The sequence below is a fragment of the Phytohabitans kaempferiae genome (genome assembly GCF_042433955.1).
GTDB classification, from domain to species: Bacteria; Actinomycetota; Actinomycetes; order Mycobacteriales; family Micromonosporaceae; genus Phytohabitans; species Phytohabitans kaempferiae.
This window is the reverse complement of sequence record NZ_JBHLUH010000052.1, coordinates 68766-93086: the sequence shown is the minus strand read 5'-3', so window position 1 is coordinate 93086 and position 24321 is coordinate 68766. Positions and strand designations below refer to the sequence as shown.

The window sequence follows — 24321 nt, the reverse complement described above, 5'->3', positions numbered from 1 at the left end:
CACTCGGCGGCCGGCCCGCACCGTCCTGCCACCGGTAAAGGAGAGTGACCATGTACATCGCAGCGGAAGAGGGTGGCAACATCCTGATCCCGCCGCTGTCGGAGATCATTGTGGGCCTCGTCGCCTTCGGCGTTCTCCTGTTCCTGCTGGTGAAGTTCGTCTTCCCACGCATGGAAGCCATGTACCAGGCGCGGGTCGAGGCCATCGAGGGCGGCATCAAGCGGGCCGAGGCGGCGCAGGCCGAGGCAAACCAGCTGCTGGAGCAGTACAAGGCCCAGCTGGCCGAGGCACGCACCGACGCCGCGCGGATCCGGGACGATGCCCGTGCCGACGCGGAGGGCATCCGCCAGGACGTCCTCGCCAAGGCTCGGGAGGAGTCCGACCGCATCATCGCGGCCGGCAAGGAGCAGCTCGCCGCCGAGCGGGCGACGATCGTCCGTGAGCTGCGGGCCGAGGTGGGCACCCTCGCGGTCGACCTCGCCAGCAAGATCGTGGGCGAGTCCCTCGCCGACGAGGCGCGGCGCAAGGGCACCGTCGAGCGCTTCCTTTCCGACCTTGAGAGCAGCGGGGCGCGCTGATGCAGCCAGCCACCCGGGAGTCGTACTCCGCCGCCAGCGAGCGGCTGGAGGCGCACGCCCGCCGGGCCAACCCGGAGACGATCATCGGTACCGCCGGTGACGTCCTCGCGGTGGCGGATCTGCTGCGGCGCGAGCCGCGGCTGCGCCGGGCGCTCGTTGACCCGGCGCGCAGCGGTGAAGACCGCGCGGCGCTGCTGTCCACGCTGCTCGGGGGCAAGGTCGGCAAGCCCACCCTCGACATGGTCAGCACGCTGGTGGCCGGACGGTGGTCGGCGCCGTCCGACCTGCTCAACGCGACCGAGCGGCTCGGGGTGGAGGCGCTGCTGGCCAGCGCCGACCGGGCCGGCGACCTCGGCGAGGTGGAAGACGAGCTGTTCCGGTTCGGGCAGGTGGTCTCCGCCGACCCGGCGCTCAGCGGTGCGCTGAGCGACGTTGTCGCGCCGGCGTCGCAGCGGGCCGAGCTGGTCCGGGCGCTGCTCTCGGGCAAGGCCAAGCCGGTGACCGTCCGGCTGGTCGAGGTCGCCCTGGCCGGTTTCGGCGGGCGCTCGTTCGACGGCGCGCTGACGCGGCTGGTCGAGTTGTCGGCAGACCGGCGGGACCGCCAGGTGGCGTACGTCACCGTGGCTGCCCCGTTGACCGACGAGGAAGAGCGCCGGCTGGGCGCCAAGCTCAGCGAACTGTACGGTCGAGAGGTCTCCGTCAAGCTGGTTGTGCAGCCGGAGATCCTCGGCGGGATGAGCGTGCGGGTCGGCTCTGACCTGTACGACGGCACAGTCCTGCGCCGGCTCACCGACACACGCAACGCGCTCGCGAAGCGCTAGCCCGCTTAGAACCACTCGAACCCAGAAGGAAGCTGAGGATGGCCGAGCTGACCATCTCGACCGAGGAGATCCGCGGCGCCCTGGAGCGCTACGTCTCCTCGTACACGCCTGACATCTCCCGTGAGGAGGTCGGCACCGTCACCGACGCCGGCGACGGGATCGCCCACGTCGAGGGCCTGCCCTCGACGATGGCCAACGAGCTGCTGGAGTTCGAGGACGGCACGCTGGGCGTGGCGCTCAACCTCGATGTCCGCGAGATCGGTGTCGTCATCCTGGGCGAGTTCGCCGGCATCGAGGAGGGGCAGCGGGTCAAGCGGACCGGTCGAGTGCTCTCCGTGCCGGTGGGCGACAAGTTCCTCGGCCGCGTGGTCAACGCGCTCGGCCAGCCGATCGACGGCCTCGGCGACATCGAAAACGAGGGCTACCGCGAGCTTGAGCTCCAGGCGCCCAACGTGATGGCCCGCCAGCCGGTGACCGAGGCGCTGCAGACCGGCATCAAGGCGATCGACGCCATGACGGCGATCGGCCGGGGCCAGCGGCAGCTGATCATCGGTGACCGCAAGACCGGCAAGACGACGGTCGCGCTCGACGCGATCCTCAACCAGCGGGCCAACTGGGAGTCCGGCGACCCGAAGAAGCAGGTGCGCTGCATCTACGTGGCGATCGGCCAGAAGGCTTCGACGATCGCGTCGGTCAAGGGCACGCTCGAAGAGCACGGCGCGATGCAGTACACCACCATCGTCGCCTCGCCCGCCTCCGACCCGGCCGGCTACAAGTACATCGCCCCGTACGCCGGCTCGTCGATCGGCCAGCACTGGATGTACGGCGGCAAGCACGTCCTGATCGTCTTCGACGACCTGAGCAAGCAGGCCGAGGCATACCGCGCCGTGTCGCTGCTGCTGCGCCGCCCGCCGGGTCGCGAGGCCTACCCGGGTGACGTCTTCTACCTGCACTCCCGCCTGCTGGAGCGCTGCGCCAAGCTCTCCGACGAGATGGGCGCGGGCTCGATGACCGGTCTGCCGATCATCGAGACGAAGGCCAACGACATCTCGGCCTTCATCCCGACCAACGTCATCTCGATCACCGACGGCCAGATCTTCCTGGAGGCCGACCTGTTCAACCAGGGCGTGCGTCCGGCGATCAACGTGGGCACCTCGGTGTCCCGGGTCGGTGGCGCCGCGCAGGTCAAGCCGCTCCGCAAGGTTGCCGGCCGGCTCCGCCTCGACCTGGCCCAGTACCGCGAGCTGGAGGCCTTCGCCGCGCTCGCGTCCGACCTCGACAAGACCTCCCGCGCCCAGCTGGACCGGGGCGGCCGGCTGGTCGAGCTGCTCAAGCAGCTCAACTACACGCCGTTCCCGGTGGAGGAGCAGGTCGTCTCGATCTGGGCCGGCACCGAGGGCAAGCTCGACGACATCCCGGTCAGCGAGGTCCGCCGCTTCGAGTCGGAGTTCCTGGAGTACCTGCGGCACTCGCACAAGGCGACCCTCCAGTCGATCGCCGACAACAACTGGGACGACGACATCGTTTCGGCGCTCGACGAGGCGATCGTGAAGTTCAAGCAGATGTTCCTGGCCAAGGAGGAGACGCACCTCGGCACCGAGGCGGAAGCCGAGGCGCTGAAGGGCGAGCAGGCGCAGGAGACCGTGACCCGCTACCGCGCCGCTCCCGTCGAGAAGTAGTAGGGGCGATCTATGGCGGCCCAGGTTCGCGTTCTTCGTCAACGGATCCGCTCGGCGAAGTCGATGAAGAAGATCACCAAGGCGATGGAGCTCGTGGCGACGAGCCGCATCGCCAAGGCCCAGACGCGGGTGTCGGCGTCCCTGCCGTACGCCCGGGCCATCACCGGCGTGCTGACGGCGCTGGCGTCCAACGCCAGCGTCGATCACCCGCTGCTGACGGCGCGCCCCAGGGTGCGCCGGGCCGGCGTCCTGCTCATCACGAGCGACCGCGGCCTGGCCGGCGGCTACAGCTCCAACGCGATCAAGACGGCCGAGTCGCTGATCGCGCGGCTGCGGGAGGACGGCAAGGAGCCGGTCCTGTACGTCATCGGCCGCAAGGGCGTGACGTACTACCGCTTCCGCAATCGGCAGATCGAGGCGAACTGGACCGGCTTCTCCGAGCAGCCCACGTTCGCCGACGCCCGCATCGTGGGCGAGACGCTGATCAAGGCGTTCACCCACGGCGCCGACGACGGTGACGACCACGCCGGCGAAGACGGCGTGCACGGTGTCGACGAGTTGCACATCGTGTATACCGAGTTCAAGTCGCTGATGACGCAGGTGCCCACGACTCGGATCATCGGCCCGATGGAGGTGGAGGAGCGCCCGATCAGCGAGGCGGCTCCCGGGCTTCTGCCGGCGTACGAGTTCGAGCCCGAGGCCGAGGCGCTGCTCGACGCGCTGCTGCCCAAGTACATCAACACGCGCATCTACGCCGCCCTGCTCGAATCGGCGGCGAGCGAGTCGGCGGCCCGCCGGCGCGCGATGAAGAGCGCGACGGACAACGCGGAAGAGATGATCCAGAACTACACGCGCGAGATGAACTCCGCGCGTCAGGCCGGGATCACCCAGGAGATCAGCGAGATCGTCGGCGGCGCCAACGCGCTCGCCGCGGCGGGAAGTGAAGTGTGATGACTGCTCCAGTAGAGACCAAGACCGCCACGGGTCGCGTGGTCCGGGTCATCGGCCCGGTCGTCGACGCCGAGTTCCCGCGCGACGCGATGCCCGACATCTTCAACGCGTTGCACGTGACGGTGTCGCTCGCCGGCGGCGACAAGACGCTGACCCTGGAGGTCGCCCAGCACCTGGGTGACAACATGGTCCGCGCGATCTCGATGCAGCCCACCGACGGCATGGTCCGGGGCGCCGAGGTGCGCGACACCGGCTCGCCGATCACGGTGCCGGTCGGCGACGCCACCAAGGGCCACGTGTTCAACGCGATCGGCGAGTGCCTCAACCTCAAGGAGGGCGAGAGGCTCGAAGTCAACGACCGCTGGCAGATCCACCGCAAGCCGCCGGCGTTCGCCGACCTGGAGCCGAAGACCGAGATGCTGGAGACCGGCATCAAGGTGCTCGACCTGCTCGCCCCGTACGTCAAGGGCGGCAAGATCGGCCTCTTCGGTGGCGCGGGCGTGGGCAAGACGGTGCTCATCCAGGAGATGATCATCCGGGTCGCCAACAACTTCGGTGGTACGTCGGTGTTCGCCGGCGTGGGCGAGCGCACCCGTGAGGGCAACGACCTCATCCTGGAGATGACCGAGACCGGCGTCATCGACAAGACCGCGCTGGTCTACGGCCAGATGGACGAGCCGCCGGGCACGCGTCTCCGGGTCGCCCTGTCGGCGCTGACCATGGCCGAGTACTTCCGCGACGTGCAAAAGCAGGAAGTGCTGCTCTTCATCGACAACATCTTCCGGTTCACCCAGGCCGGCTCCGAGGTCTCCACCCTGCTGGGCCGGATGCCCTCGGCCGTGGGTTACCAGCCCACGCTGGCCGACGAGATGGGTGAGCTGCAGGAGCGGATCACCTCGGTGCGTGGCCAGGCCATCACCTCGATGCAGGCGATCTACGTGCCCGCCGACGACTACACCGACCCGGCGCCGGCCACCACGTTCGCCCACCTGGACGCGACCACCAACCTTGAGCGGTCGATCTCCGACAAGGGCATCTACCCGGCCGTGGACCCGCTGGCGTCCTCGTCCCGGATCCTCGCGACCGAGTACGTCGGCCAGGAGCACTACGCGGTGGCCTCCGAGGTCAAGCGGATCCTCCAGCGCTACAAGGACCTGCAGGACATCATCGCGATCCTCGGCCTGGAGGAGCTCTCCGAAGACGACAAGGTCACGGTGGGCCGGGCCCGGCGGATCGAGCGCTTCCTGTCGCAGAACACCTACGCGGCGAGGGTCTTCACCGGCATCGAGGGCTCCTTCGTGCCGATCAAGGACACCGTCGAGGCGTTCAAGAAGATCAGCGATGGCGAGTACGACCACTTCCCCGAGCAGGCCTTCTTCATGTGCGGTGGGCTCGACGACCTCGAGCGCAACGCGCGGGAGCTCATGAAGAACGACTAGTTCGTCCCGTTTGTAGCCAAGGCGTCCGCCAATCTGTGGCGGGCGCCTTGGTCTATGTCGAGCTAGGTTTGGGTAGCAAACCTTCACACCCTCTGATCCGTCAAACCTGTAGAGGGACCGTGATTGGAGGGCTGCCGCCATGAGCGAGGCTGGTCGTCGACTGCCGAGATGGGCCCTGCTCTGCACGATCTTCGGGACCCTGCTGATGGTGGGCAGCGGGGGCACACTCCTCGCCAGCGAGGTGCTGCAGTCCCGATACGAGGGGTCGGTGACCACCGCCGACCTCTTCGGCGACCAGGCCGACCCGGAGCCCGAGCCGGAGACCGACATCAAGGGCCCGCTCAACATCCTGCTCGCCGGCATCGACCCGCGGCTCGACAACCCCAACGAGCCGCCCCGCTCCGACACGATCCTGATCCTGCACGTGCCCGACGCGCACGACCGGGCGTACCTCTTCTCCATCCCGCGTGACCTGTTGGTCGACATCCCGCCCTTCCCCAAGGCCAACTTCAAGGGCGGGCGCGACAAGATCAATGCGGCGATGGCGTACGGCAGCCGCGTGCCCGGCCAGGAAAAGCCCGACTCGGCACGCGGCTTCGAGCTGCTGGCCAGGACGCTCACCGAGTACACCGGCATCCAGCGCTTCGACGCCGGCGCGATCGTCAACTTCCAGGGTTTCCGCGAGATCGTCGACGCCATGGGCGGGGTCACGATGACCCTCGACATGGACGTGCGCTCCGAGCACCTCAAGCCCGACGGCAGCGGCCGCGACGCCAACCCGCGCGGCGACGGCTACGTGGGCGTGCAGAAGGTCTACAAGAAGGGCACGCACCACCTCAAGGGCTGGGAGGCGCTCGACATCGTCCGCCAGCGCAAGACGGTCGGCGGTGACTACGTGCGGCAGCGCCACCAGCAGCAGTTCATCAAGGCGATGGTCAACCAGGCGTTCAGCAGGGACGTGGTGACCAACCCGGTCAAGCTCGACAACGTGCTGCGCGCCGCCGGCCAGTCGCTGGTCTTCAACGGCCGCGGCCACAGCGTGCTCGACTACGCGGTGGCGCTGCGTGACATCCGCTCCAACTCGATCACGATGATCAAGCTGCCGGGGCGTGGCGTGGGCACAGGGAGTAACTACCGGGGCGAGGAGCTGCTGCCGCCCGCGGCCGACTTCTTCGCCGCGGTGCGCAACGGGACGGTTGACTCGTTCGTGGTGTCCCATCCCGAGTTCATCAACAAGTGACCCATCGGTGACGCGGTATCGGTGGTCGCGTTTGTGACTGTGTTGCACGCCACCCTGTGTGGGGAGCTGTCTGTCCGCTGTCTAAACTCGGTCTAATCCCCATAGTTGCCGAGGAGACAGCGTGGCAAGCCAGCTGCAGGTCGAGGTCGTAGCCGTCGAGGAAAAGGTCTGGTCCGGCGAGGCCGAGATGCTCGTTGCGCGCACCACCGAGGGTGAGCTGGGCGTGCTGCCCGGCCACGCGCCGCTCCTGGGCCAGTTGGCCGAGCCCGGCCAGGTGCGGGTCAAGCTCGCCGGCGGCGAGGAGATCACCTACGACGTGTCCGGTGGCTTTCTCTCCGTCACCGAGTCGGGCGTGACGGTGCTAGCCGAGAGCGCGGAGCCGGCCACACCAGCGGCTCGCTGACCGCACGCCGATGCTGGTCTTGGAATGGATCGGGGTCGGCGTTCTCATCCTGCTCGCCTTCCTGGCGGTCCTCTTCGTCCGCCGTGCGCTGATGGCGGGCTCCGGCACGATCAAGCTCAACCTGCGCGTCTCCACCATGCTCGACGGGCGTGGCTGGTCGCCGGGGTTCGGCCGCTTCGTCGGTGACGAGCTGCGCTTCTACCGCATGTTCAGCCTCGCCATCCGTCCCAAGCGCTGCCTGTCCCGTCAGGGCCTGGTGGTCGAGCGCCGGCGCAAGCCGGAGGGGCAGGAGCTGATGAGCATGCCCGCCGACTGGGTGATCCTGCGCTGTCTCAGCCACCAGGCGCCCGTCGAGATCGCCATGGCCAAGTCGACGGTGACCGGATTCATGTCGTGGCTGGAAGCCGCCCCGCCCGGGGCGGTTTCTTCGTCCCTGGCCACCTACTAGGGCCGGCGGCCCCGGTCGCGTCGCCTCAGCCTCGCCGCCGCTCACGCCAGCGTGCTGAGCCAGAGGCGGGCGCGCGTGCCGTCGTCTGTGGCGAGCAGGATGGTGTCGCCGCTCACGGCGGTGGCGGCCACGGTCTCGGCCGACACCGGCACCGGTGCGGGCATCGCGACCTCCTGCCACGTCGTGCCGCCGTCGCGTGACGTCCACATCCGGCAGGACGCGCCGGCCGCGGCCGTCAGCACGCTGAGGTCGCCCGCGGCGGCCAGACCCAGGAAGCGCCAGCCGGCCGCCTCGCCGAAGCCGCCACGGCGCTGCCAGGCGGTGCCGTCGTGCCACCACGCGCCGGCCGAGCCCACCGCCAGGGTCCCGTCGGCGTACGGGGTGAGGAGTGCGAGCGGGCCGCCGACCGGTGCGGGGGTCCAGGTCGCGCCGTCGGGGGAGGTCCAGGAGGCGCCGGTGAGCGTGGTGCCGTACGCCTCGCCCGCGACCAGCCAGCCGCCGCCGGGGAGCGGGGCGACGGCGGTGCCCCGCGCGGCGGACCCCGGGGCCACCAGCGCGCGCTGGAAGGTGGCGCCGTCGGCCGAGTGCCACAGCGCCGGGCCGGGGGAGCCGTCGGGGCCGAGCCAGTTGCCGACGATCGCCCAGGTTGGGGGTGCGCCGAGTGAGGCGGCCGCCGCGCCAACGCCTACCGAATCCGCTCCCCCGAACTGGGTGAACGCCGGCTCGTGCTCAAGCCAGCTTCCGTCCGGGCGGCTGCGCCACGTGCTCGTGCGGGGGTTGCCGTGCGCACCGCCCGAGGCGGCGCCCACCGCCACCGCGTCGGCGCCCCGGCAGGCCACGCTGGAGAGCGTGCTCTGCCGGCCGTAGAAGCTGACCGGCTCCAGCCGTACCCCGGTCCAGGTCGTGCCGTCAGCGCTCATCCAGGCTGCGGGGCCGGTCGGGAGGCCGCCCACGGCGAGCCAGTGGTCGTCGCAGAACGCGACGTCCTGGACGGTCGCGTCGGCGGCGGGGAGCGTGACCTCGCGCCAGGGCATGGTGGGAGGTGGTGCCGGCGACGGTGCCGACGAGCAGGAGGTGAGCACGAGCAGTCCGGCGACCAGCCCTGCCAGCCTCACCGGTTGGCGCCCGGCACCCAGACCACGTCGCCAGCCGGATTTGCCGTTCTCGCCAGGATGAACAGCAAATCCGAGAGCCTATTGAGATACTTTGCCGGGAGGGTGCCGGTTCGTTCCGGATCGGTCTCGACCAGAGTCCACGCCGCGCGCTCGGCGCGACGCGCCACCGTGCGCGCCACGTGCAGCAGCGCGGCGCCCGGTGTGCCGCCCGGCAATACGAAGGAGTCGAGTGTGGACAGCCGTGCGTTGAACTCGTCGCACCAGCCTTCGAGGCGCGTCACGTACTCCTCGGTGACCCGCAGCGCCGGGGTCTCGCCGGCGGTCTCCGGGTTGGCGAGGTCGGCGCCCACATCGAAGAGATCGTTCTGCACCGTGGAGAGCACACCCCGCACGTCGTCGGACAACTGTCCGAGAGCGAGCGCGACCCCGATGGCGGCGTTGCACTCGTCGACGTCGGCGTACGCCGCGATTCGCGGGTGGGTCTTCGACACTTGCTCGTTGTTGACGAGCCGGGTGGCGCCGGTGTCGCCAGCCTTCGTGTAGATCCTGGTGAGGTGGACTGCCATGAGCCTTAGCGTACGACCGTCAGCTCTCACGGCCGCCGAGACGGCGGTGAGTGAGGCTTCTACGATGGCCGACGTGGATGTGATCCAGGTGATGGGCGGAGCCCGACTGGCGGGCGAGGTACACGTCGTCGGCGCCAAGAACTCGGCGCTCAAGCTGATGGCGGTGGCGCTGCTGGCGCCCGGCCGCAGCGTGGTGAGCAACATCCCACGGATCACGGACATCGCGATCATGGGTGAGGTGCTCCGGCGGCTCGGCTGCACGGTGGAGTACGCGGGCGACGCGGTCTCGATCGACGTGCCCGAGGCGACCGGCACCGAGGCCGACTACGACCTGGTACGCCGCCTGCGTGCCTCGATCTGCGTGCTCGGGCCGCTGCTCGCGCGGCGGGGGTTCGTGCGGGTCGCCCATCCGGGCGGCGACGCGATCGGCTCGCGCGGGCTCGACATGCACATCGACGGGCTGGCCCGGATGGGCGCCGAGATCACCGGTGAGCATGGCTTCGTGATCGCCTCGGCGCCGCGCGGCCTGCGGGGCGCCACGATCTGGCTCGACTTCCCGAGCGTGGGCGCGACCGAAAACCTGCTGATGGCGGCCGTGCTGGCGCGCGGCGAGACGGTGATCGACAACGTGGCCCGCGAGCCCGAGATCGTCGACATCTGCGACATGCTCATCGGGATGGGCGCGCGGATCGAGGGCGCCGGCACCTCCACGCTGCGGGTGCAGGGCGTCACCGACCTGCGCCCGGTCAATCACGCCACGATCGGCGACCGCATCGTGGGCGGCACGTGGGCCTTCGGCGCGGCGATGACCCAGGGAGATGTCACCGTGACCGGCGTCGACCCGGGTCACCTGGAGATCGCCCTCGACAAGGTGATCTCGGCCGGCGGGATGGTCGAGACCAGGTCAAACGCCTTCCGGGTGCAGATGGACCAGCGCCCGACGGCGGTCGACGTGGTCACGCTGCCGTACCCGGGCTTTCCGACTGACCTGCTGCCGATGGCGATCGGCCTCGCGGCGGTCAGCGACGGCTCCTCGCTCGTGACCGAAAACATATTCGACGGCCGCTTCATGTTCGTGAACGAGATGGTCCGGCTCGGCGCCGACATCCGCACCGACGGCCACCACGCGGTCGTGCAGGGGCGCGAGCGGCTCTCCAGCGCGCCCGTGCGGGCCACCGACATCCGCGCCGGGGCCGGGCTGGTGATGGCCGCCCTCTGTGCCGACGGGATGACCGAGATCTCGCACGTGCACCACATCGACCGGGGCTACCCGGATTTCGTGCCCAACCTGCGGGCGCTGGGCGTCAAGGTGGATCGGGCGGCGGCGCCCGAGGAGCCCACCTTCACGTTCCAGTAGCCGGAGCCGGCCGCAGACGCGGGCGGGCCAGCGCGGGGGAGTCAGGCCGAGGAGTCGCGCTCCAGTACCCGCCGCGCCCGCCCGGCGTCGTCCGGAAACACGAGGATCTTGATCAGCCCGTCGAGGCCGGTCGAGATCGTCGAGCGGATGCCGGCCTCGCGCAGCGTCCTGCGTACGGCCTGGGCCACCTCCAGCCGGTCGACAAGCGCGGCCACTCGCAGCAGCCCGAAGTCGTCGCTCAGCGGTGGCGGCGAGATCCCGTCCCGCCCCAGTGCCCATCGCAACACGACGGCCATCAGGCCCACGACCGCGAACGCGATCAGCGGTCCGACCAGGTACCAGCTGTCGGCCAGCGCCATGGCGTCAGTGTGACACCTCAAGGTCATCCTGAATGGTCGTTTAGCATCCATGCATTGCTAGCGAGTGAGGAGTGACGCATGGCGGGTCGACTGGCGGTCATCGGGGCCGGTCTGATGGGGTCGGGCATCGCCCAGGTGGCGGCGCAGGCGGGGTGGCAGGTCACTCTTCGTGACCTCGACAGTGTGGCGACCGAACGGGGCGCGGCGGCGATCAGGAAGTCGCTGGAGAAGTTCGCCAGCAAGGGTGCGATCGAGCCCGGCGACGTCGATGCCGCGCTCGCCCGCATCACCACGACCACCGACCTGGAGGCGGCGGCCGAGGCGGACATCGTGGTCGAGGCGGTGTTCGAGCGGCTGGACGTCAAGCAGGAGGTCTTTCGGCAGCTCGACAAGGTGTGCCGGCCCGAGGCGGTGCTCGCCACCAATACGAGCGCGATCCCGGTCACGCAGATCGCCGCGGTCACCGAGCGCCCCGAGTCGGTCGTGGGCACGCACTTCTTCTCGCCGGTACCGATGATGAAGCTCTGTGAGCTCGTGCGTGGATACAAGACCTCGGACGCCGCGCTGGCGACCGCCCGCTCCTTCGCCGAGGAGATCGGCAAGACGTGCGTGGTGGTCAACCGCGACATCGCCGGCTTCGTGACGACCCGCCTGATCGTCGCGCTGGTGGTCGAGGCGGTCAAGCTGGTCGAGTCGGGCGTGGTCACGCCGGAAGACCTCGACACCGCGTGCAAGCTCGGCTTCGGCCACGCCATGGGCCCGCTGGCGACCACCGACCTGACCGGCGTCGACGTGCTGCTGCACGCCACGAAGAACATCTACACCGACACCGCCGACGAGAAGTTCTTTCCGCCGGAGCTGCTCCAGCGCATGGTCACCGCGGGCGACCTGGGCCGAAAGAGCGGGCGGGGCTTCTACGAGTACTGATGCCGCTCCCGCCAGGGCGGGCGGGGTCATCTCGCCCGCCTCATGGCCTGTTCATGCTGGGCACTCGTGCGGTGGCCACTAACGTTCGCCGGCGGCCGAAGGCCGCTGGTCAGCCGGGCCGGCGAAGCCGGCAAGGGTTAGTGGTCACCGCTCAGCGGCTGTACTTGTTTGACCAGCTGAAGCTGCGGACGCACACCACCAGCCCGATGACGCACCACGCGCTCAGGATCAGCGCGACCTTGCCCAGCTCCCAACTGCCGGCGGGCTCGGCGGTCGCGAACGAGTCGGGCAGGAACACCGAGCGCAGCCCTTGGCACATCCACTTGAGCGGGAAGATCGCCGCGACCTGCTGCATCCACGTGGGCAGGTCGGTGAAGACGAAGAACACGCCCGAGATGAACTGGAGCACGAGCGCGACCGGTGTGACGACTGCGGTCGCGCCGCGCGCGTTGCGGGGCACCGAGGAGAACGCGATGCCGCAGAGCGTGCACGCGCTCAGCCCGAGGAGCGATACCCAGACGAACGTGAGCCACTTCGCCGCCGAAGCGGGCGCCTGGAGGTCGAAGAAGCCGATCGAGATGGCCAGCAGCAGCGCGATCTCGGCCACGCCGATGGCGGCGACCATGATGACCTTGCCGGCGAAGTACACCCATTTGGGCATCGGAGTGCCACGGAAGCGCTTGAGTACGCCCTTGTCCCGTTCGATGGGGATCTGGATGGCGAGGCTCTGGAAGCCGACCGTCATGAGGCCGGTCGCGATCATGCCGGTGATGAAGTACTGCGTGTAGTTGACGCCCGGCGCGATCTCTTCGTTGAAGATCGAGGCGAAGATCAAGATCATGATGACCGGGAACGCCATCGTGAAGACGACCGCCTCGCGGCTGCGCGCGAACTGCTTGACCTCCAGCATGCCCTGCCGCCGGGCCAGGTCCACGCTCACGCCGCTCCTCCGATCATGCGCAGGTACACGTCTTCGAGCGTGGGGCGGGTGACGGTCAGGCCGGGCACCTCGCCGCCGAAGCGCGCGGCCAACTCGGCCACCAGCGCCGTCGGCGTCGCGCTCTCCGCGGACTCGACCTCGCCATCCGGGGTACGCCACGAGACGGTCGCCGGCGCGCTCTCCCGGTTGCCCAACCGGCTCGGCTCGGCCACCTCGACCAACCGCCCCTTGGCGATCACGCCCACGCGCTGGGCGAGCGCCTCCGCCTCGTCGAGGTAGTGCGTGGTCAGCACGATCGTCGTACCGGCGGCGGCCAGGTCGCGGATTAGCTGCCAGAACTCGCGGCGCGCCTCGGGGTCGAAGCCCGTGGTCGGCTCGTCGAGGAAGAGCAGCTCGGGGCGGCCGACGATGCCGAGCGCCACGTCCAGCCGCCGCTTCTGCCCGCCGGAGAGCGCGTGCGTACGGACCGTCGCCTTCTCGCGCAGCCCGACCCGCTCGATGACCTCGTCTGGGTTGTCGGGCTTGGGGTAGAAGGCGGCGAAGTGGTGCACCAGCTCGCCGACCGTCAGCTCGTCGAACTCGCCGGTGCCCTGGAGTACGACCCCGACCCGGGAACGCCAGTAGGCGGTGGGGCGGGCCGGGTCGTGGTCGAGCACGCGCACCTCGCCGCCGTCGCGCGAGCGGTATCCCTCCAGGATCTCCACGGTCGTCGTCTTGCCGGCGCCGTTGGGGCCGAGGAGGGCGAAGACCTCGCCTCGCCGGACGTCCAAATCGAGGCTCTCGATCGCGACCATGCGACCGTACGCCTTGCGCAGCCCCTTGACCGAGACCGCGAGTTCGCTCCCCATGGTCAGACACTATGACTGGGCGGGCGCGCGGCCGGGGAGCCGCCCTCGTGGAGTGTGGCGTCGGCGCAGGTGGCGGGCTGTGTGCTTTTTCACCGGCTCTTGTGACTTAACGGTAACTTAGACTGCCGCCATGGAGAGTCGTCTTCCCGAGCGGGACCGTCCATGGGTCATGCGGACCTACGCCGGCCACTCCTCGGCCTCCGCCACCAACGCGCTTTTCCGCCGTAACCTGGCCAAGGGGCAGACCGGCCTTTCGGTCGCCTTCGACCTGCCGACCCAGACCGGGTACGACCCCGACCACGAGCTGGCCGCCGGCGAGGTGGGACGGGTCGGCGTGCCGGTGTCGCACATCGGCGACGCCCGCGCGCTCTTCGACGGCATCCCGCTCGCCGAGGCGAACACCTCGATGACCATCAACGCCACCGCCATGTGGCTGCTCGCGCTCTACGTGGTCGCGGCGGAGGAGCAGGGCGCGCCAACCGGCGCGCTGACCGGCACGACGCAGAACGACATCGTCAAGGAGTACCTCTCCCGGGGCACGTACATCTTCCCGCCTGGCCCCTCGCTCCGGCTGACCACCGACACGATCGCCTGGACCGTGGCGAACGCTCCGAAGTGGAACCCGGTCAACGTCTGCTCGTACCACCTCCAGGAAGCGGGCGCCACGCCGGTCCAGGAGGTGGGCTTCGCACTCGCCACCGCGGTCGCCATCCTCGATTCGGTACGGGACAGCGGCCAGGTCCCGCCGGAGCGGATGGGCGACGTGGTGCAGCGCGTGTCGTTCTTCGTCAACGCGGGCGTGCGCTTCGTCGAGGAGATGGCGAAGATGCGGGCTTTCGTGCGGCTGTGGGACACGCTGACGCTCGAACGATACGGCGTGCGGGATCCCAAACAGCGCCGCTTCCGGTACGGCGTGCAGGTCAACTCGCTCGGCCTGACCGAGGCGCAGCCGGAAAACAACGTACAGCGGATCGTGCTGGAGATGTTGGGCGTCACGCTCTCCCGCACCGCCCGGGCGCGCGCCGTGCAGCTCCCGGCGTGGAACGAGGCGCTCGGCCTGCCCCGCCCGTGGGACCAGCAGTGGTCACTGCGGATGCAGCAGGTCCTGGCGTACGAGTCGGATCTGCTCGAATACCCGGACCTGTTCGACGGCTCGCGAGTGGTCGAGGCGCTTGTGGACTCCATTGTGGACGGCGCGCGGATCGAGCTGGACAAGATACTCGACCTGGGCGGCATCGTGGCGGCCGTGGAGACCGGCTATCTCAAGAGCGCCCTGGTCGCCTCCCTCGCCGAGCGCCGCCGCCGGCTCGAGGCGGGCGCCGACGTGGCGGTGGGCGTCAACCGCTTCACCGAGACCGAGCCCTCCCCGCTCACCGCCTCCGGCGCCGAGGCCATCGAGCAGGTCGACCCGGCCGTGGAGCGGTCCGCCGCCGAGGCGGTGGTCTCGTGGCGCGCCGGGCGAGAACCTTCCACTGTGGAGGTAGCGCTGGCCGCCCTCCGCGCCGCCGCCACCGGTGCCGACAACCTCATGCCCGCGACCCTCGACTGTGTACGCGCCGGCGTCACCACGGGCGAGTGGGCCGGCGTGCTCCGCGAGGTGTTCGGCGAGTACCGCGCGCCAACCGGCCTCTCCGCGTCGTCCGCGATGCGCGAGGACGCCACGCTCACCGGGGTGCGCGCGCGGGTCAGCGAGACCGCACGTGAGCTGGGCACGGGCCGGCTGCGCCTGCTGGTCGGCAAGCCCGGCCTGGACGGTCACTCCAACGGCGCCGAGCAGATCGCCGTACGCGCGCGCGACGCCGGCTTCGAGGTGGTGTACCAGGGCATCCGTCTCACGCCGGGGCAGATCGTGGCCGCCGCGGTCGAGGAGGACGTCGACATCGTGGGCCTGTCGGTGCTGTCCGGCTCACACCTGGCCGCCGTACCCGCGGTGCTGGACGGCTTGAAGGCCGCCGGCCGCGCCGACCTGCCCGTGGTGGTCGGCGGCATCATCCCGCCGGTGGACGCCGCCAAGCTCCGCGAAGCCGGTGTGGCCCGGGTCTTCACCCCTCGCGACTTCGCGCTGACGTCCATAATGGACGAGCTGGTGACGGTGGTGCGGGAGGCAAACGGTTTGGCTGCTGGCTAGCGGCGGCGCTGTTGCCGTCGCCCGGCTGCGCCGTCGGGCTCCCGCCGGTCAGCGCCGTTGTCGGCCTTCCACAGGCGGCGCGGTTGTCAGCTCCCAGGATCAGCGCGGTCGTCGGCCTTCCAGGGGCAGCGCGGTCGTCGGCCTTCCAGGGGCAGCGCGGTTGCCGGGCTTCCAGGGGCAGTGCGCGGTTGTCGGGGCTTCCGGGGTCAGCGCGCGAAGAGCAGCGACAGCCCGCAGCCGGCGGCCATGCCGCCGAGCACGATGAGCCCGATCGCCCCGGTATCCAGCCGGCTGCCGAACTGCCGCCCCACCCACAGCGCGGCCGGCGGCACTCCGGTGAACGGCGCGATCAGAAACGTCAGCCAGCCCAGCAACCGCAGCGGCCAGGTCAGCCCCGACTCGAAGTGCGCCAGCGTCACCAGCCCGCCCGCGACCAGCCCGGTCATCGTCGCGGCGACAGCGCCGAGCGGCGGCAGGAGCGGCAGGAGCCATCGGGGCAGCGGTGCCCGGGGCGCCCCTCGCCGCATCTGGTCGATCCGCTTGGCGGCGGAGTCCAGCAGGGCCACCGCCTCCGCCCCGGCGCCGACGACCGCGTCTCGCCGCGCGGTGGGGCTTGGCTCCCGCCCGGTGTCACCGCCTGACCGGTCGCCGGTGTGTGGCGGCGCCTCCCGGCCGGCTGGCAGAGCCGCCCTGCCAGCTCCCAGAGCCGCCCTGCCAGCTCCCAGCGTCGCCTCGCTGGCTCCGAGCGCCGCCCTGCCCGCTCCCAGGGGCGCCTCGCCGGCTCCGAGCGCTGTCCTGCCTCCCCGCGTGGCAGGCTGCCCGGCCGTCACGAGATCAGCCTCGGCGGCGGGCAGCGGCAACTCCCCGACGCGCCGGCTCCACCATCCGCCGGCCCGGCGCAGCCCGTCCCAGAGCCGCGCCGCCTCCCGGTCTACCTCGATCACCATGCCCGCGGCCGCCGTGGCCCGCCGGTCGGCCTCATCGGCAGCCGAGTCGGCCCGCGCCAACGCCGCCGTCACGGCAGCCGCGCCGTCCTGATAGCTCCGCTCGGCGGCGGCCAGCTCGGCATCCCGCCGGCTCGCGGCCGCCGCCAGCGCCTCGACGAGGTGCCGGTACTCGACCGCATTCACCGCGCCACCTGCTCGTCAATAGGGCGCGACCTGGCGTGAAGCTCTGCTTCCCCATGGGAACCAGCAACCGTCCGGCTATCGGACAACAGGTGTTTCCTCCAGGAGAGCAGAGCGGAGCCTCTCTCGACAGCAACCTCGCCCTGGCCTTGCGCCGCGCCCTGGCCTTGCGCCGCGCCCTGGCCTTGCGCCGTGGCCCGGCCTGGCGCGGGCGCCCGGACGCCACGTGGGGGACCTGCCGGGCGCGTCGGAGCCGCGGCCCTGCCCGGCAGCGGGAGTGGAGCGTGACGTGCGGTCACACGCCCACCCCGTACGGGATGATGACCTCGGGCGCGCGGTGCACGGAGCGGTCGAAGAAGAGGGCGCGGTGCTGGCGTGGATACCAGGCCGGCCCACCGGGCTGGGGGGAGAGTGGGGCGAGTTCGCCCCCGTGTACGTCGAGTGCGACCCACGCGCCGATCGCGTCGAAGCGTGCGCCCACGCCGCCCAGGTCGTCGCGGAGGCGGGTGACGCCGCGCCACCAGCCGAGCACGTGTACGCGGTGCTCGGGGCCCCGGGCCAGGATGCTGCGCAGGTGGGGTAGTTGCCCGCCGGCGGCGTCCCAGGCGTACCCGATGATGAAGTGTGGGATCGCGGCGGGCGGGCCGTCCAGCGTCCCGGCGACCTCGGCGAGCAGTTCGGGGGCGGTGTCGGCGTCGTACCAGCGGGCACCGGGGAGTGCGGCGTGCAGCAGGCCGGCGGCGGGTGAGGCGTCGTCGTCCAGGCACACGACGCTGAAGCGCGTCTCGTGGTCCACAGTGGCCAGTGAGCGGCCTGCGGCGCCCAGGATCGCGCAGGCCTCCTCGACGCGCGTGCCGAGTACGGCGAGGTTGCGGCCGGGGGCGCGGGGGAGGCGAAGCACCGCGGGGCGGGGCCGCACGTCGATCGTCTCGCCGAGTATCGCACCGTCCACAGTGACCTCGGCCGGATAGGGCGGCACCGCGTCGCCGTCGAAGAGGCGGGGCGGCTCCAGGCCCTCCGGGCGGGCGTGCCACAGCTTCTCCTGGAGCGCCCGCCACGAACCCCGGTCGCTGGCGTCGGGGAGGCGGACGATGCGGTTGGCATCGGGTACCCCGGAATCGGCATTGACCACCGCGTGGAAGCGGGGGATGACGTCGGCGGCCAGGTTGGTCTCGGCCAGGATGCGCCGGGCCTTGGGGAGCGCGATGCGGAGCGTGAACTGGGCGACCAGGGCGGACCGCCCCCACAGCGCCTCGATGCCGGATACGTCCTGCGAGGCGAGCACGAGGTGGATGCCCTGGGAGCGGCCGCGGCGGGCCAGGTCTTCCAGCAGCGTGACGGCCTCCTGGGCGACGGCGTCGCGCCCGGCGAGCAGCACCTGGAACTCGTCGATCACCGCCACGATCCGCGGCCAGTGCCCGCTCGGGTCCTCGGCGCGCAGCTCGGCGAGCTTGGTGGCCTCGTGGCGCTTGGCGGCGTGTGCCCGCCGCCGCAGCTCCTCGCCGAGGTGGCGGAGCAGCGCCAGCCCGAACTCGCGGTCGCCGTTGACGTTGACGCCGACCAGCCGCACCTGGGGCAGCCAGCTCGGGTCCCGCCGCCCGGGCGCGAAGCGGGCGAACGACACTCCCTCCTTGAAATCGAGCAGGTAGAGCGCCAACTCGTCGGGGGCGTACCGGGCGGTGAGCGAGCCCAGCCAGGCGTAGATGAGGTTTGTCTTGCCGGAGCCGGAGGGACCGCCGATCAGCGCGTGCGGCGGGTCGTCGCCGAGCAGCACCTCGACCAGCTCACCGTCCGGCCCGTCGCCGAGCGGGGCGGCCAGCCCGGTGGCGGAGCACTCGGTCCAGAGCTTCTCTGGCGCCAGATCGGCGAACTGCGCCGGCGGCGGCCCGGCGAGCAGCAGCTCGGCCAGCTCCCGGCAGGCCGCGGCGACCCGGTCCGCGGCGGGCGGCTGGTCGAGGCGCACCGGGAGGTCGCCGGTGGTGCGGCAGGCGGCGGTGCCCCCGTACACGGCGACATGCTCGACCGTGAGGTGCGCCTCGACGGGCAGCCCTCGGGCGAGCACGTGTACGCCGCACGCCACGCCCGTACGCACGATCCGGTCGAGCTGCGCGCGCTGGGCGGCGGTGAGGTCAGCGGCGGTGGCCGCGTCGCCGAGCAGCACCACGAGGCGCCACGGCTCGGGGCGGCGGGCGGCGGTGGCGGCGGTCAGCTCGGCCAGCGACGCGTACTCGCCGGCCAGCACGCTCTCGTTGATCCGGCGGATCTGCTCCACCAGCTCGTCGAGCATCCCGGTGAGACCGCCCGGCCCCACGAAGGTGAGCAGGTCGGCGTTGCCCAGCGGGGCGAACCCGGCCAGGCTCCCGCCGAGCTGCTCGGGGTCGTACACGGTAAGGCGCACCTCGCCGGGGCGAGTGCTGCCCAGCACGCGCAGCAGCAGGCCGGCGATCACGCCGTCCACTGTGGAAGTATCGCCGCTGAACGAGAGGTGTGCCAGGTCGAGCAGTGGCACCAGCGCCGGGATCGTGCCGGCCGTCCGCTCCTGGCCGAGCGTGCCGATGCGGAAGAGCCCGGGGCGCCGCCCGCGTTCTGGCTCGGTGGGGCGCCAGGTGCGCCACGAGGCGCCCGCCGCGCCCGGTGCGCACGCCGCGGCGACCGCCACCAGGTCTTCGGCGAGCGCGCCCGCGTCGCGCTCGAAGTGGGCGCGGATGTCCCGGCGGGCCGCTTCGCGCGCCTCGGCCAGGGCGGCGAGCCGCTCGCTGTGCTGGGCGTGCGCCTCGTCGCGGTGGCGGTGCGCCTCGTCGCGCTCCACTTCCGCCGCGCCGAGTGCCGCCCGGGTGAGGCCGCGCGCCGCCGCCAGGTCGCGCCGGACCCCCGCCACGATGCCGTGCCGACCGTTAGCCACGGCGTTCCTTCTCCCCGCGTTTTTCGTCCCCCCGGCGTTTTTCGTCCCCCCGGCGTTTCTCGTCCTCCTCGCGGCGGCGCAGCTCCTCGGCCACCTTGGCCAGCTCGTCCGGCTCGCGGTCGGTGGCTTCGAGCAGGATGCCCACGAGTACGGCCGAGGTCACCGCCGCGTCGACCGGATGCGTCCGCTCGCTGTCCGCCTCGCGCTCGGGCGGCGGGGCGTGGCAGGCGCGGGCCAGCAACTCGTCCACCACGATGTCGTCGAGCGCCGGCAGCAGCTTGCGTACGCGGGGGAGGACCTCCTTCCGTACCCGGGGAAGGTCCTCTATGGAGGGTGGATGGCCGACCATCTCCGCGGCGAGGAAGCGCAGCGGCGCCGGTGCCACGGCGGAGAGTGCCAGGCCCACGGCCGGGTCCACCGCGACCAGCTCCCGGCGCAGGCGGCGGCGGTCCTCGTCGGGCACCGCCTTCGCGCAGCGGTGCAGCAGGTCCACCGTGGACTCCGCGCCCCACTCCGGCCGGCTGCCTGACCACTCGGTCAGCTCGTCGACCCGGTCGGCCCAGAAGTGGGTCAGCGTCGCAGGCGCGGCGTCCGCAGGCGCTCGGCGTGGCGCGGCCGGCGCCAGCGCCGCTTGCCAGTCGCGATCCGGCGGGGGTACGGCGTCGCGGGGCAGCCCGATCGAGACCAGGTACCCGGTCAGTGCCTCGCGCGCGGCGAGCATGGCGCCGGCGGCGTGGTCGAGGTGTTCGCCCGCGGCGGTGAGCGTGGGCGTGGGCGCGGTGGTGGCGCTGGCGCGCATCACCCAGGCGAGCAGCCCGTTGGCGGTGCGGAGCCGGTCCGCGGCGGTGGCCACCTGCCCCACCGGCAGCTCCTCGCCGACCTCCTGGATCCGGTACGCGAGTGCGTGCAGCAGCGAACTCATGGCCGCCCTCGCTTCGCCCCGGGCGGCCATGAGGCACCGGACGCGCCCGGCTCGATGATTCGCTCGCTCATGGCGTCAGAGAGCGGCGGCGTACTGCTGGGCCTGGTCCATCGCGCCGAGCGTGGCGGTGAGGCAGTCCTCGAGCTCGTTGGCCGCCTGGGCGAGGGCGGCCTGCGCGGAGGTGACCGACTCGTGCCCACTGCCCTCGACCGCCGCGGCGAGGCTGAGCTGCGCCTCGCCGAGCTTCTCGTTGGCCGCCCGGACGGCCTCCTGGCCCTCCTGCACGTGCTGCATCGCGGCATCGATGGCCGCTTTCACCTCGGCGACGCTCGCCACTGGCAACCCCCTTGACGGACAAACGGTGCAATCTTATCCGTATTCGCCCTGATGTGGACTGGATCGTCACGCTTTGCCGCTGTGTCGCTCGCCGGACAAATTGTCACATTTGCGTAATCTGTAGTAGAGCCACCGCATGGGAGGGGGTTCCCGTGAAGATCGCGTGTCTGGAGCACCTCCTGCCCGGCGCCCGCTTGCAGGACAAGTGGGAGTTCGCCGTGCGGGCCGGCTACGACGCGATCGAGTTGCGGGGCCGCGGCTCGTACGCCTTCCGCCAGCGCCTCCCCGAGCTGCGCCGCGCGGTCCGCGACGGGGTCGTGCTGCCCATGGCGACCGTGGACATGCGGCACTTCTTCGGCGCCTTCGACCGCGAGCTGCGGCGGGACGCGATCGACCAGGTGAAGTCGCAGCTCTCGGTGATGGCTGACCTTGGCGGGCGGGGTGTGGTGACGCCGGCTTCGCGCGGCATGTTCTCGCTCCAGCTGCCGCCGTTCCGCCCGCCGCGGAGTGCCGACGGCGACCGCGAGGTGCTCGTCGAGGGCCTCTCCGAGCTGGGCCGGCATGCCGAGAAGGAGGGCGTGCGACTCTTCCTGGAGCCGCTCAACCGGTACGAGGAGCACATGGTCAACCGCCTCGACCGGGCCGCCGAACTGGTCCGCGCGGTGGGCACCGGCGGGCTCTGCATGGGCGGGCTGGGCGTGGCGGTGGACACGTTCCACCTCAACATCGAGGAGGACGACCCGGGCGCCGCGCTCCGGGTCGCCGGTCGGCTCGTGGGGCACGTGTACGTCGGCGACTCCAACGGATTCCAGCCTGGTGCGGGGCATCTGGACTGGCCGTCCGTCCTCACCGCGCTCTCCTGCGCGGGCTATGACGGCTTCCTCACGCTCAAGTCCCGCCTCCGTGGCGACGAGGTGGCGGCGGTCGCCGGCGTCCCCGCGTTTCTCCGCTCCCGCTAGCCCGCGACCGCTGGGCGCCCGGCCCTGAGAGGCCGGCAAGGTCGGCGGTCACCACCGGAGATCTTGGGCTACCGCGATGTCCGCCGTGGCCCAGACCGCCGCTCCCGCGGCCTCACCCTCCGCGGTCCACAACCTCGCCTTGTGGCGTCGAGGGCTGTCGCGCGGACGCCGCGCACGTGGCGGGCGCCTGGCCGGCCACGGGTGGACAGGCGCGGTTCTTCGGTGCTACGGTTCATTAGTCAAGTAATGAACCTATGAACCTTGAGGTGCTCCCGTGTTCGACGACCGGAGTCCGATCTATCTGCAAATCGCCGACAAGATCAAAGAGGACATCCTGAGCGGGGCACTTGGGGAGGACGAGCAAGTCATGTCCACCAACCAGTACGCGAGCTTCTACCGGATCAATCCCGCCACCGCGGCCAAAGGCTTCCAGCAGTTGGTGGAGGAGGGCGTCCTCTACAAACGGCGCGGGATCGGCATGTTCGTCAGCCCGGAGGCCCAGCAGAAGCTTCGCGCGGAGCGGCGTGAGCGCTTTTTCGAGGAGGTCGTCGACGCGATGATCGCGGAGGCGCGCGTGATCGGCATCTCCCTGGACGAGATCGTCCGCCGGATCGAGGGGGCGAAGTGACTCTCTCCGTCGAGGTCAAGAACCTCACCTTGCGATACCGCGACACGGTGGCCGTCGACGATCTCACGCTCCGGCTGGACGGCGGCAAGATCTACGGACTCCTCGGGCGCAATGGCTCGGGCAAGACCAGCCTGCTCTCCATCGTGGCCGCGTTCCGCCGGGCGACCAGCGGCACGGTCCTCGTGGACGGCGCGGAGCCCTTCGAAAACGCCGCGCTCACCCGGCAGATGTGCTTCGTGCGCGACCGGGTCGACGCGCAGGACACCGACCGCGTGGAGACTGTGTTCCGGCTGGCCAGAGCGCTGCGCCCCAACTGGGACGAGGAGTACGCGCAGGCGCTGGTCGAGCGCTTCGACGTGCCGATGCGCAAGCGTGTCGGCGGCCTCTCCCGGGGTGCCAAGTCGGCGCTCAGCGTCACGCTCGGGCTCGCCGCGCGGGCGCCGCTGACCATCTTCGACGAGTCGTACCTGGGCATGGACGCCCCCTCGCGGTACGCGTTCTACGACGAGTTGCTCAACGACTACATCGCCAACCCGCGCACGATCATCGTCTCCACGCACCTGATCGAGGAGGTCGGTTCCCTCTTCGAGGAAGTCGTGATCCTCGACAAGGGGCGGCTCGTGGCGCACGAGGAGACGGAGACCCTACGCTCCCGCGGCGTCGCTGTGACCGGGCCGGCTGAGGCGGTGGACGCGTTCACCGCCGGGCGCACGATCCTCGGCGATCAGCGGCTGGGCAGCACCCGCTCGACCACCATCTACGGCCAGCTCACCGACGAGGAGCGGGGCCGGGCTCGCGAGGCGGGCCTCGACCTGGGGCCGGTCGGGCTCCAGGACCTGTTCGTCCACCTGACTGCTGAGGAACGGCGATGAAAGCACCCCAAGAAAGCGCTCCGCTTCGCACCACGTTTCCTCGGGGACCCCGCCGCAACACCGCCTTGATCGTCGCGCGCGCCCAGTTTCGCGCCGGACTGCCGATGGTTGCCTACTACTGGGCCATCATGTTCGCCGTCTACGCGTTGATCATGACTGTGGTCTTGACCGTCGCCGACACGGAGGTCAGCATCTGGGCCACCTCCGGCGGCTCGGCTCCCAAGTACTTCCTGCTCGCGGTCGGGGTGATGCTCACGACGGTGTACCTGCCGATGTACATCGGAAACGGGGTCACCCGCCGCGACTTCGCCTTGGGTGCCTCGATCTGCATCGTCGCCGTCGCCGTGGTCTACGCGGTGACCATGACGCTCGGGTTTGCCATCGAGTACGCCATCTACTCCGCCGGCGATCTCTTCGGAGGCCTTGAGGATCCGTATCCGGTGCGGTCACTCGGCGACGGGATGATCACGCTCGTCGAGGAGTTGCTCGTCGGCACCGTGTACCTGTGCTGCGGCTGGCTGCTTGGCACCTTCTTCTACCGCTTCGGCGCGCTGGTGGGCATCGCGCTGATCCCGGTGAGCGTGGTGCCGGCCGTCGTCACGGAGACGATGTTCGACTCGCTCTGGCTCGGCCTCGGCATCAACGAAGGGCTTGGCCTCGAACCGCCGGCGCTCCCGGTCGGAGTGCTCGTCGCCGTGGCCTCCATCGCGGTCGCCTGGCTCGTCAACTTCGCGCTCGTTCGCGCGGTCAGCATCAAGAAGGTTTCGGGTTGATCC

The 24321-nt window shown here is 70.8% G+C and carries 24 protein-coding genes; 15 read left to right on the top strand and 9 right to left on the bottom strand.

Features of this window, described 5'->3' with window-relative positions:
• The first annotated feature begins 50 nt into the window (after positions 1 to 50).
• The 8 genes from ACFFIA_RS24910 to ACFFIA_RS24875 all read left to right on the top strand — a co-directional run bounded on the left by ACFFIA_RS24910 (position 51) and on the right by ACFFIA_RS24875 (position 7559).
• On the top strand, positions 51 to 578 hold the full coding sequence (locus ACFFIA_RS24910; RefSeq protein WP_377254324.1) for a F0F1 ATP synthase subunit B: 528 nt from the start codon (positions 51 to 53) through the stop codon (positions 576 to 578).
• Positions 578 to 1399: a F0F1 ATP synthase subunit delta gene (locus tag ACFFIA_RS24905; RefSeq protein ID WP_377254321.1), complete on the top strand. Its 822-nt coding sequence runs from the start codon at positions 578 to 580 to the stop codon at positions 1397 to 1399. The genes ACFFIA_RS24910 and ACFFIA_RS24905 overlap by 1 nt, the downstream gene beginning before the upstream one ends.
• A gap of 38 nt (positions 1400 to 1437) precedes the next feature.
• Complete coding sequence (atpA, locus tag ACFFIA_RS24900) at positions 1438 to 3078, top strand: F0F1 ATP synthase subunit alpha (RefSeq protein ID WP_377254318.1); 1641 nt, start codon at positions 1438 to 1440, stop codon at positions 3076 to 3078.
• 12 nt (positions 3079 to 3090) lie between these two features.
• Positions 3091 to 4029, top strand: coding sequence for a F0F1 ATP synthase subunit gamma (locus ACFFIA_RS24895; protein WP_377254315.1), 939 nt, complete (start codon positions 3091 to 3093; stop codon positions 4027 to 4029).
• A complete protein-coding gene (atpD, locus tag ACFFIA_RS24890; RefSeq protein WP_377254312.1) occupies positions 4029 to 5468 on the top strand; it encodes a F0F1 ATP synthase subunit beta in 1440 nt (479 codons plus the stop codon). The genes ACFFIA_RS24895 and atpD overlap by 1 nt, the downstream gene beginning before the upstream one ends.
• A gap of 139 nt (positions 5469 to 5607) precedes the next feature.
• The gene (locus tag ACFFIA_RS24885) at positions 5608 to 6708 is read left to right on the top strand and encodes an LCP family protein (protein WP_377254309.1); all 1101 of its coding nucleotides are present in this window, start codon (positions 5608 to 5610) and stop codon (positions 6706 to 6708) included.
• Positions 6709 to 6829: 121 nt separating this feature from the next.
• Positions 6830 to 7111 (top strand): F0F1 ATP synthase subunit epsilon, encoded by a 282-nt coding sequence (locus tag ACFFIA_RS24880; protein ID WP_377254306.1) that lies wholly within the window; start codon positions 6830 to 6832, stop codon positions 7109 to 7111.
• Positions 7112 to 7121: 10 nt separating this feature from the next.
• Complete coding sequence (locus tag ACFFIA_RS24875; RefSeq protein WP_377254303.1) at positions 7122 to 7559, top strand: DUF2550 domain-containing protein; 438 nt, start codon at positions 7122 to 7124, stop codon at positions 7557 to 7559.
• A 41-nt stretch (positions 7560 to 7600) separates the two neighbouring features.
• Here ACFFIA_RS24875 and ACFFIA_RS24870 read toward each other — a convergent pair whose 3' ends face one another.
• Both ACFFIA_RS24870 and ACFFIA_RS24865 read right to left on the bottom strand, forming a co-directional pair.
• A complete protein-coding gene (locus tag ACFFIA_RS24870) occupies positions 7601 to 8674 on the bottom strand; it encodes a hypothetical protein (protein WP_377254300.1) in 1074 nt (357 codons plus the stop codon).
• Positions 8671 to 9240 carry a cob(I)yrinic acid a,c-diamide adenosyltransferase gene (locus tag ACFFIA_RS24865; RefSeq protein ID WP_377254297.1) on the bottom strand — a complete coding sequence of 190 codons (570 nt, stop codon included), beginning with the start codon at positions 9238 to 9240 and terminating at the stop codon, positions 8671 to 8673. The genes ACFFIA_RS24870 and ACFFIA_RS24865 overlap by 4 nt, the downstream gene beginning before the upstream one ends.
• A 64-nt stretch (positions 9241 to 9304) precedes the next feature.
• On the opposite strand from ACFFIA_RS24865, the gene murA reads away from it, so the two are divergent.
• Complete coding sequence (murA, locus tag ACFFIA_RS24860) at positions 9305 to 10597, top strand: UDP-N-acetylglucosamine 1-carboxyvinyltransferase (protein ID WP_377254294.1); 1293 nt, start codon at positions 9305 to 9307, stop codon at positions 10595 to 10597.
• A 41-nt stretch (positions 10598 to 10638) separates the two neighbouring features.
• Here the strand turns inward: murA and ACFFIA_RS24855 are convergent, their stop codons facing one another.
• On the bottom strand, positions 10639 to 10956 hold the full coding sequence (locus ACFFIA_RS24855; protein WP_377254291.1) for a hypothetical protein: 318 nt from the start codon (positions 10954 to 10956) through the stop codon (positions 10639 to 10641).
• 78 nt (positions 10957 to 11034) lie between these two features.
• Here ACFFIA_RS24855 and ACFFIA_RS24850 point away from each other — a divergent pair, with 78 nt between their 5' ends.
• Complete coding sequence (locus ACFFIA_RS24850; RefSeq protein WP_377254288.1) at positions 11035 to 11883, top strand: 3-hydroxyacyl-CoA dehydrogenase family protein; 849 nt, start codon at positions 11035 to 11037, stop codon at positions 11881 to 11883.
• Positions 11884 to 12034: 151 nt separating this feature from the next.
• Here the strand turns inward: ACFFIA_RS24850 and ACFFIA_RS24845 are convergent, their stop codons facing one another.
• Positions 12035 to 12793 (bottom strand): ABC transporter permease, encoded by a 759-nt coding sequence (locus tag ACFFIA_RS24845; RefSeq protein ID WP_377254489.1) that lies wholly within the window; start codon positions 12791 to 12793, stop codon positions 12035 to 12037.
• 26 nt (positions 12794 to 12819) lie between these two features.
• On the bottom strand, positions 12820 to 13671 hold the full coding sequence (locus ACFFIA_RS24840) for an ABC transporter ATP-binding protein (protein WP_377254285.1): 852 nt from the start codon (positions 13669 to 13671) through the stop codon (positions 12820 to 12822).
• Between the two features lie 130 nt (positions 13672 to 13801).
• Between ACFFIA_RS24840 and ACFFIA_RS24835 the strand changes: the two genes are divergently transcribed.
• Complete coding sequence (locus tag ACFFIA_RS24835) at positions 13802 to 15799, top strand: ethylmalonyl-CoA mutase (protein ID WP_377254282.1); 1998 nt, start codon at positions 13802 to 13804, stop codon at positions 15797 to 15799.
• A gap of 206 nt (positions 15800 to 16005) precedes the next feature.
• Here the strand turns inward: ACFFIA_RS24835 and ACFFIA_RS24830 are convergent, their stop codons facing one another.
• The 4 genes from ACFFIA_RS24830 to ACFFIA_RS24815 form a co-directional block, all read right to left on the bottom strand.
• Entirely contained in the window at positions 16006 to 16929 is a 924-nt protein-coding gene (locus tag ACFFIA_RS24830; RefSeq protein WP_377254279.1) for a hypothetical protein, read from the bottom strand.
• A gap of 292 nt (positions 16930 to 17221) precedes the next feature.
• Positions 17222 to 19828: an FtsK/SpoIIIE domain-containing protein gene (locus tag ACFFIA_RS24825; protein WP_377254276.1), complete on the bottom strand. Its 2607-nt coding sequence runs from the start codon at positions 19826 to 19828 to the stop codon at positions 17222 to 17224.
• Entirely contained in the window at positions 19821 to 20750 is a 930-nt protein-coding gene (locus ACFFIA_RS24820; RefSeq protein WP_377254274.1) for a hypothetical protein, read from the bottom strand. The genes ACFFIA_RS24825 and ACFFIA_RS24820 overlap by 8 nt, the downstream gene beginning before the upstream one ends.
• 75 nt (positions 20751 to 20825) lie before the next feature.
• Positions 20826 to 21086 (bottom strand): hypothetical protein, encoded by a 261-nt coding sequence (locus ACFFIA_RS24815; RefSeq protein WP_377254271.1) that lies wholly within the window; start codon positions 21084 to 21086, stop codon positions 20826 to 20828.
• A 152-nt stretch (positions 21087 to 21238) separates the two neighbouring features.
• Between ACFFIA_RS24815 and ACFFIA_RS24810 the strand changes: the two genes are divergently transcribed.
• The 4 genes from ACFFIA_RS24810 (at position 21239) to ACFFIA_RS24795 (ending at position 24318) form a co-directional block, all read left to right on the top strand.
• A complete protein-coding gene (locus tag ACFFIA_RS24810) occupies positions 21239 to 22045 on the top strand; it encodes a sugar phosphate isomerase/epimerase family protein (RefSeq protein WP_377254268.1) in 807 nt (268 codons plus the stop codon).
• Positions 22046 to 22319: 274 nt separating this feature from the next.
• Positions 22320 to 22673 carry a GntR family transcriptional regulator gene (locus tag ACFFIA_RS24805; RefSeq protein WP_377254265.1) on the top strand — a complete coding sequence of 118 codons (354 nt, stop codon included), beginning with the start codon at positions 22320 to 22322 and terminating at the stop codon, positions 22671 to 22673.
• Positions 22670 to 23545, top strand: coding sequence for an ATP-binding cassette domain-containing protein (locus ACFFIA_RS24800; protein WP_377254262.1), 876 nt, complete (start codon positions 22670 to 22672; stop codon positions 23543 to 23545). The genes ACFFIA_RS24805 and ACFFIA_RS24800 overlap by 4 nt, the downstream gene beginning before the upstream one ends.
• The gene (locus tag ACFFIA_RS24795; protein WP_377254259.1) at positions 23542 to 24318 is read left to right on the top strand and encodes a hypothetical protein; all 777 of its coding nucleotides are present in this window, start codon (positions 23542 to 23544) and stop codon (positions 24316 to 24318) included. The genes ACFFIA_RS24800 and ACFFIA_RS24795 overlap by 4 nt, the downstream gene beginning before the upstream one ends.
• Positions 24319 to 24321: the final 3 nt, after the last annotated feature.

What these genes read in the sequence shown, in the direction of transcription:
- ACFFIA_RS24910 (WP_377254324.1), top strand. Translation starts at nt 51, where the DNA reads ATGTACATCGCAGCGGAAGAGGGTGGCAACATCCTGATCCCGCCGCTG.
- ACFFIA_RS24905 (WP_377254321.1), top strand. Translation starts at nt 578, where the DNA reads ATGCAGCCAGCCACCCGGGAGTCGTACTCCGCCGCCAGCGAGCGGCTG.
- atpA (WP_377254318.1), top strand. Translation starts at nt 1,438, where the DNA reads ATGGCCGAGCTGACCATCTCGACCGAGGAGATCCGCGGCGCCCTGGAG.
- ACFFIA_RS24895 (WP_377254315.1), top strand. Translation starts at nt 3,091, where the DNA reads ATGGCGGCCCAGGTTCGCGTTCTTCGTCAACGGATCCGCTCGGCGAAG.
- atpD (WP_377254312.1), top strand. Translation starts at nt 4,029, where the DNA reads ATGACTGCTCCAGTAGAGACCAAGACCGCCACGGGTCGCGTGGTCCGG.
- ACFFIA_RS24885 (WP_377254309.1), top strand. Translation starts at nt 5,608, where the DNA reads ATGAGCGAGGCTGGTCGTCGACTGCCGAGATGGGCCCTGCTCTGCACG.
- ACFFIA_RS24875 (WP_377254303.1), top strand. Translation starts at nt 7,122, where the DNA reads ATGCTGGTCTTGGAATGGATCGGGGTCGGCGTTCTCATCCTGCTCGCC.
- ACFFIA_RS24865 (WP_377254297.1), bottom strand. Translation starts at nt 9,240, where the DNA reads ATGGCAGTCCACCTCACCAGGATCTACACGAAGGCTGGCGACACCGGC.
- murA (WP_377254294.1), top strand. Translation starts at nt 9,305, where the DNA reads ATGGCCGACGTGGATGTGATCCAGGTGATGGGCGGAGCCCGACTGGCG.
- ACFFIA_RS24855 (WP_377254291.1), bottom strand. Translation starts at nt 10,956, where the DNA reads ATGGCGCTGGCCGACAGCTGGTACCTGGTCGGACCGCTGATCGCGTTC.
- ACFFIA_RS24850 (WP_377254288.1), top strand. Translation starts at nt 11,035, where the DNA reads ATGGCGGGTCGACTGGCGGTCATCGGGGCCGGTCTGATGGGGTCGGGC.
- ACFFIA_RS24845 (WP_377254489.1), bottom strand. Translation starts at nt 12,793, where the DNA reads ATGCTGGAGGTCAAGCAGTTCGCGCGCAGCCGCGAGGCGGTCGTCTTC.
- ACFFIA_RS24840 (WP_377254285.1), bottom strand. Translation starts at nt 13,671, where the DNA reads ATGGGGAGCGAACTCGCGGTCTCGGTCAAGGGGCTGCGCAAGGCGTAC.
- ACFFIA_RS24835 (WP_377254282.1), top strand. Translation starts at nt 13,802, where the DNA reads ATGGAGAGTCGTCTTCCCGAGCGGGACCGTCCATGGGTCATGCGGACC.
- ACFFIA_RS24820 (WP_377254274.1), bottom strand. Translation starts at nt 20,750, where the DNA reads ATGAGTTCGCTGCTGCACGCACTCGCGTACCGGATCCAGGAGGTCGGC.
- ACFFIA_RS24795 (WP_377254259.1), top strand. Translation starts at nt 23,542, where the DNA reads ATGAAAGCACCCCAAGAAAGCGCTCCGCTTCGCACCACGTTTCCTCGG.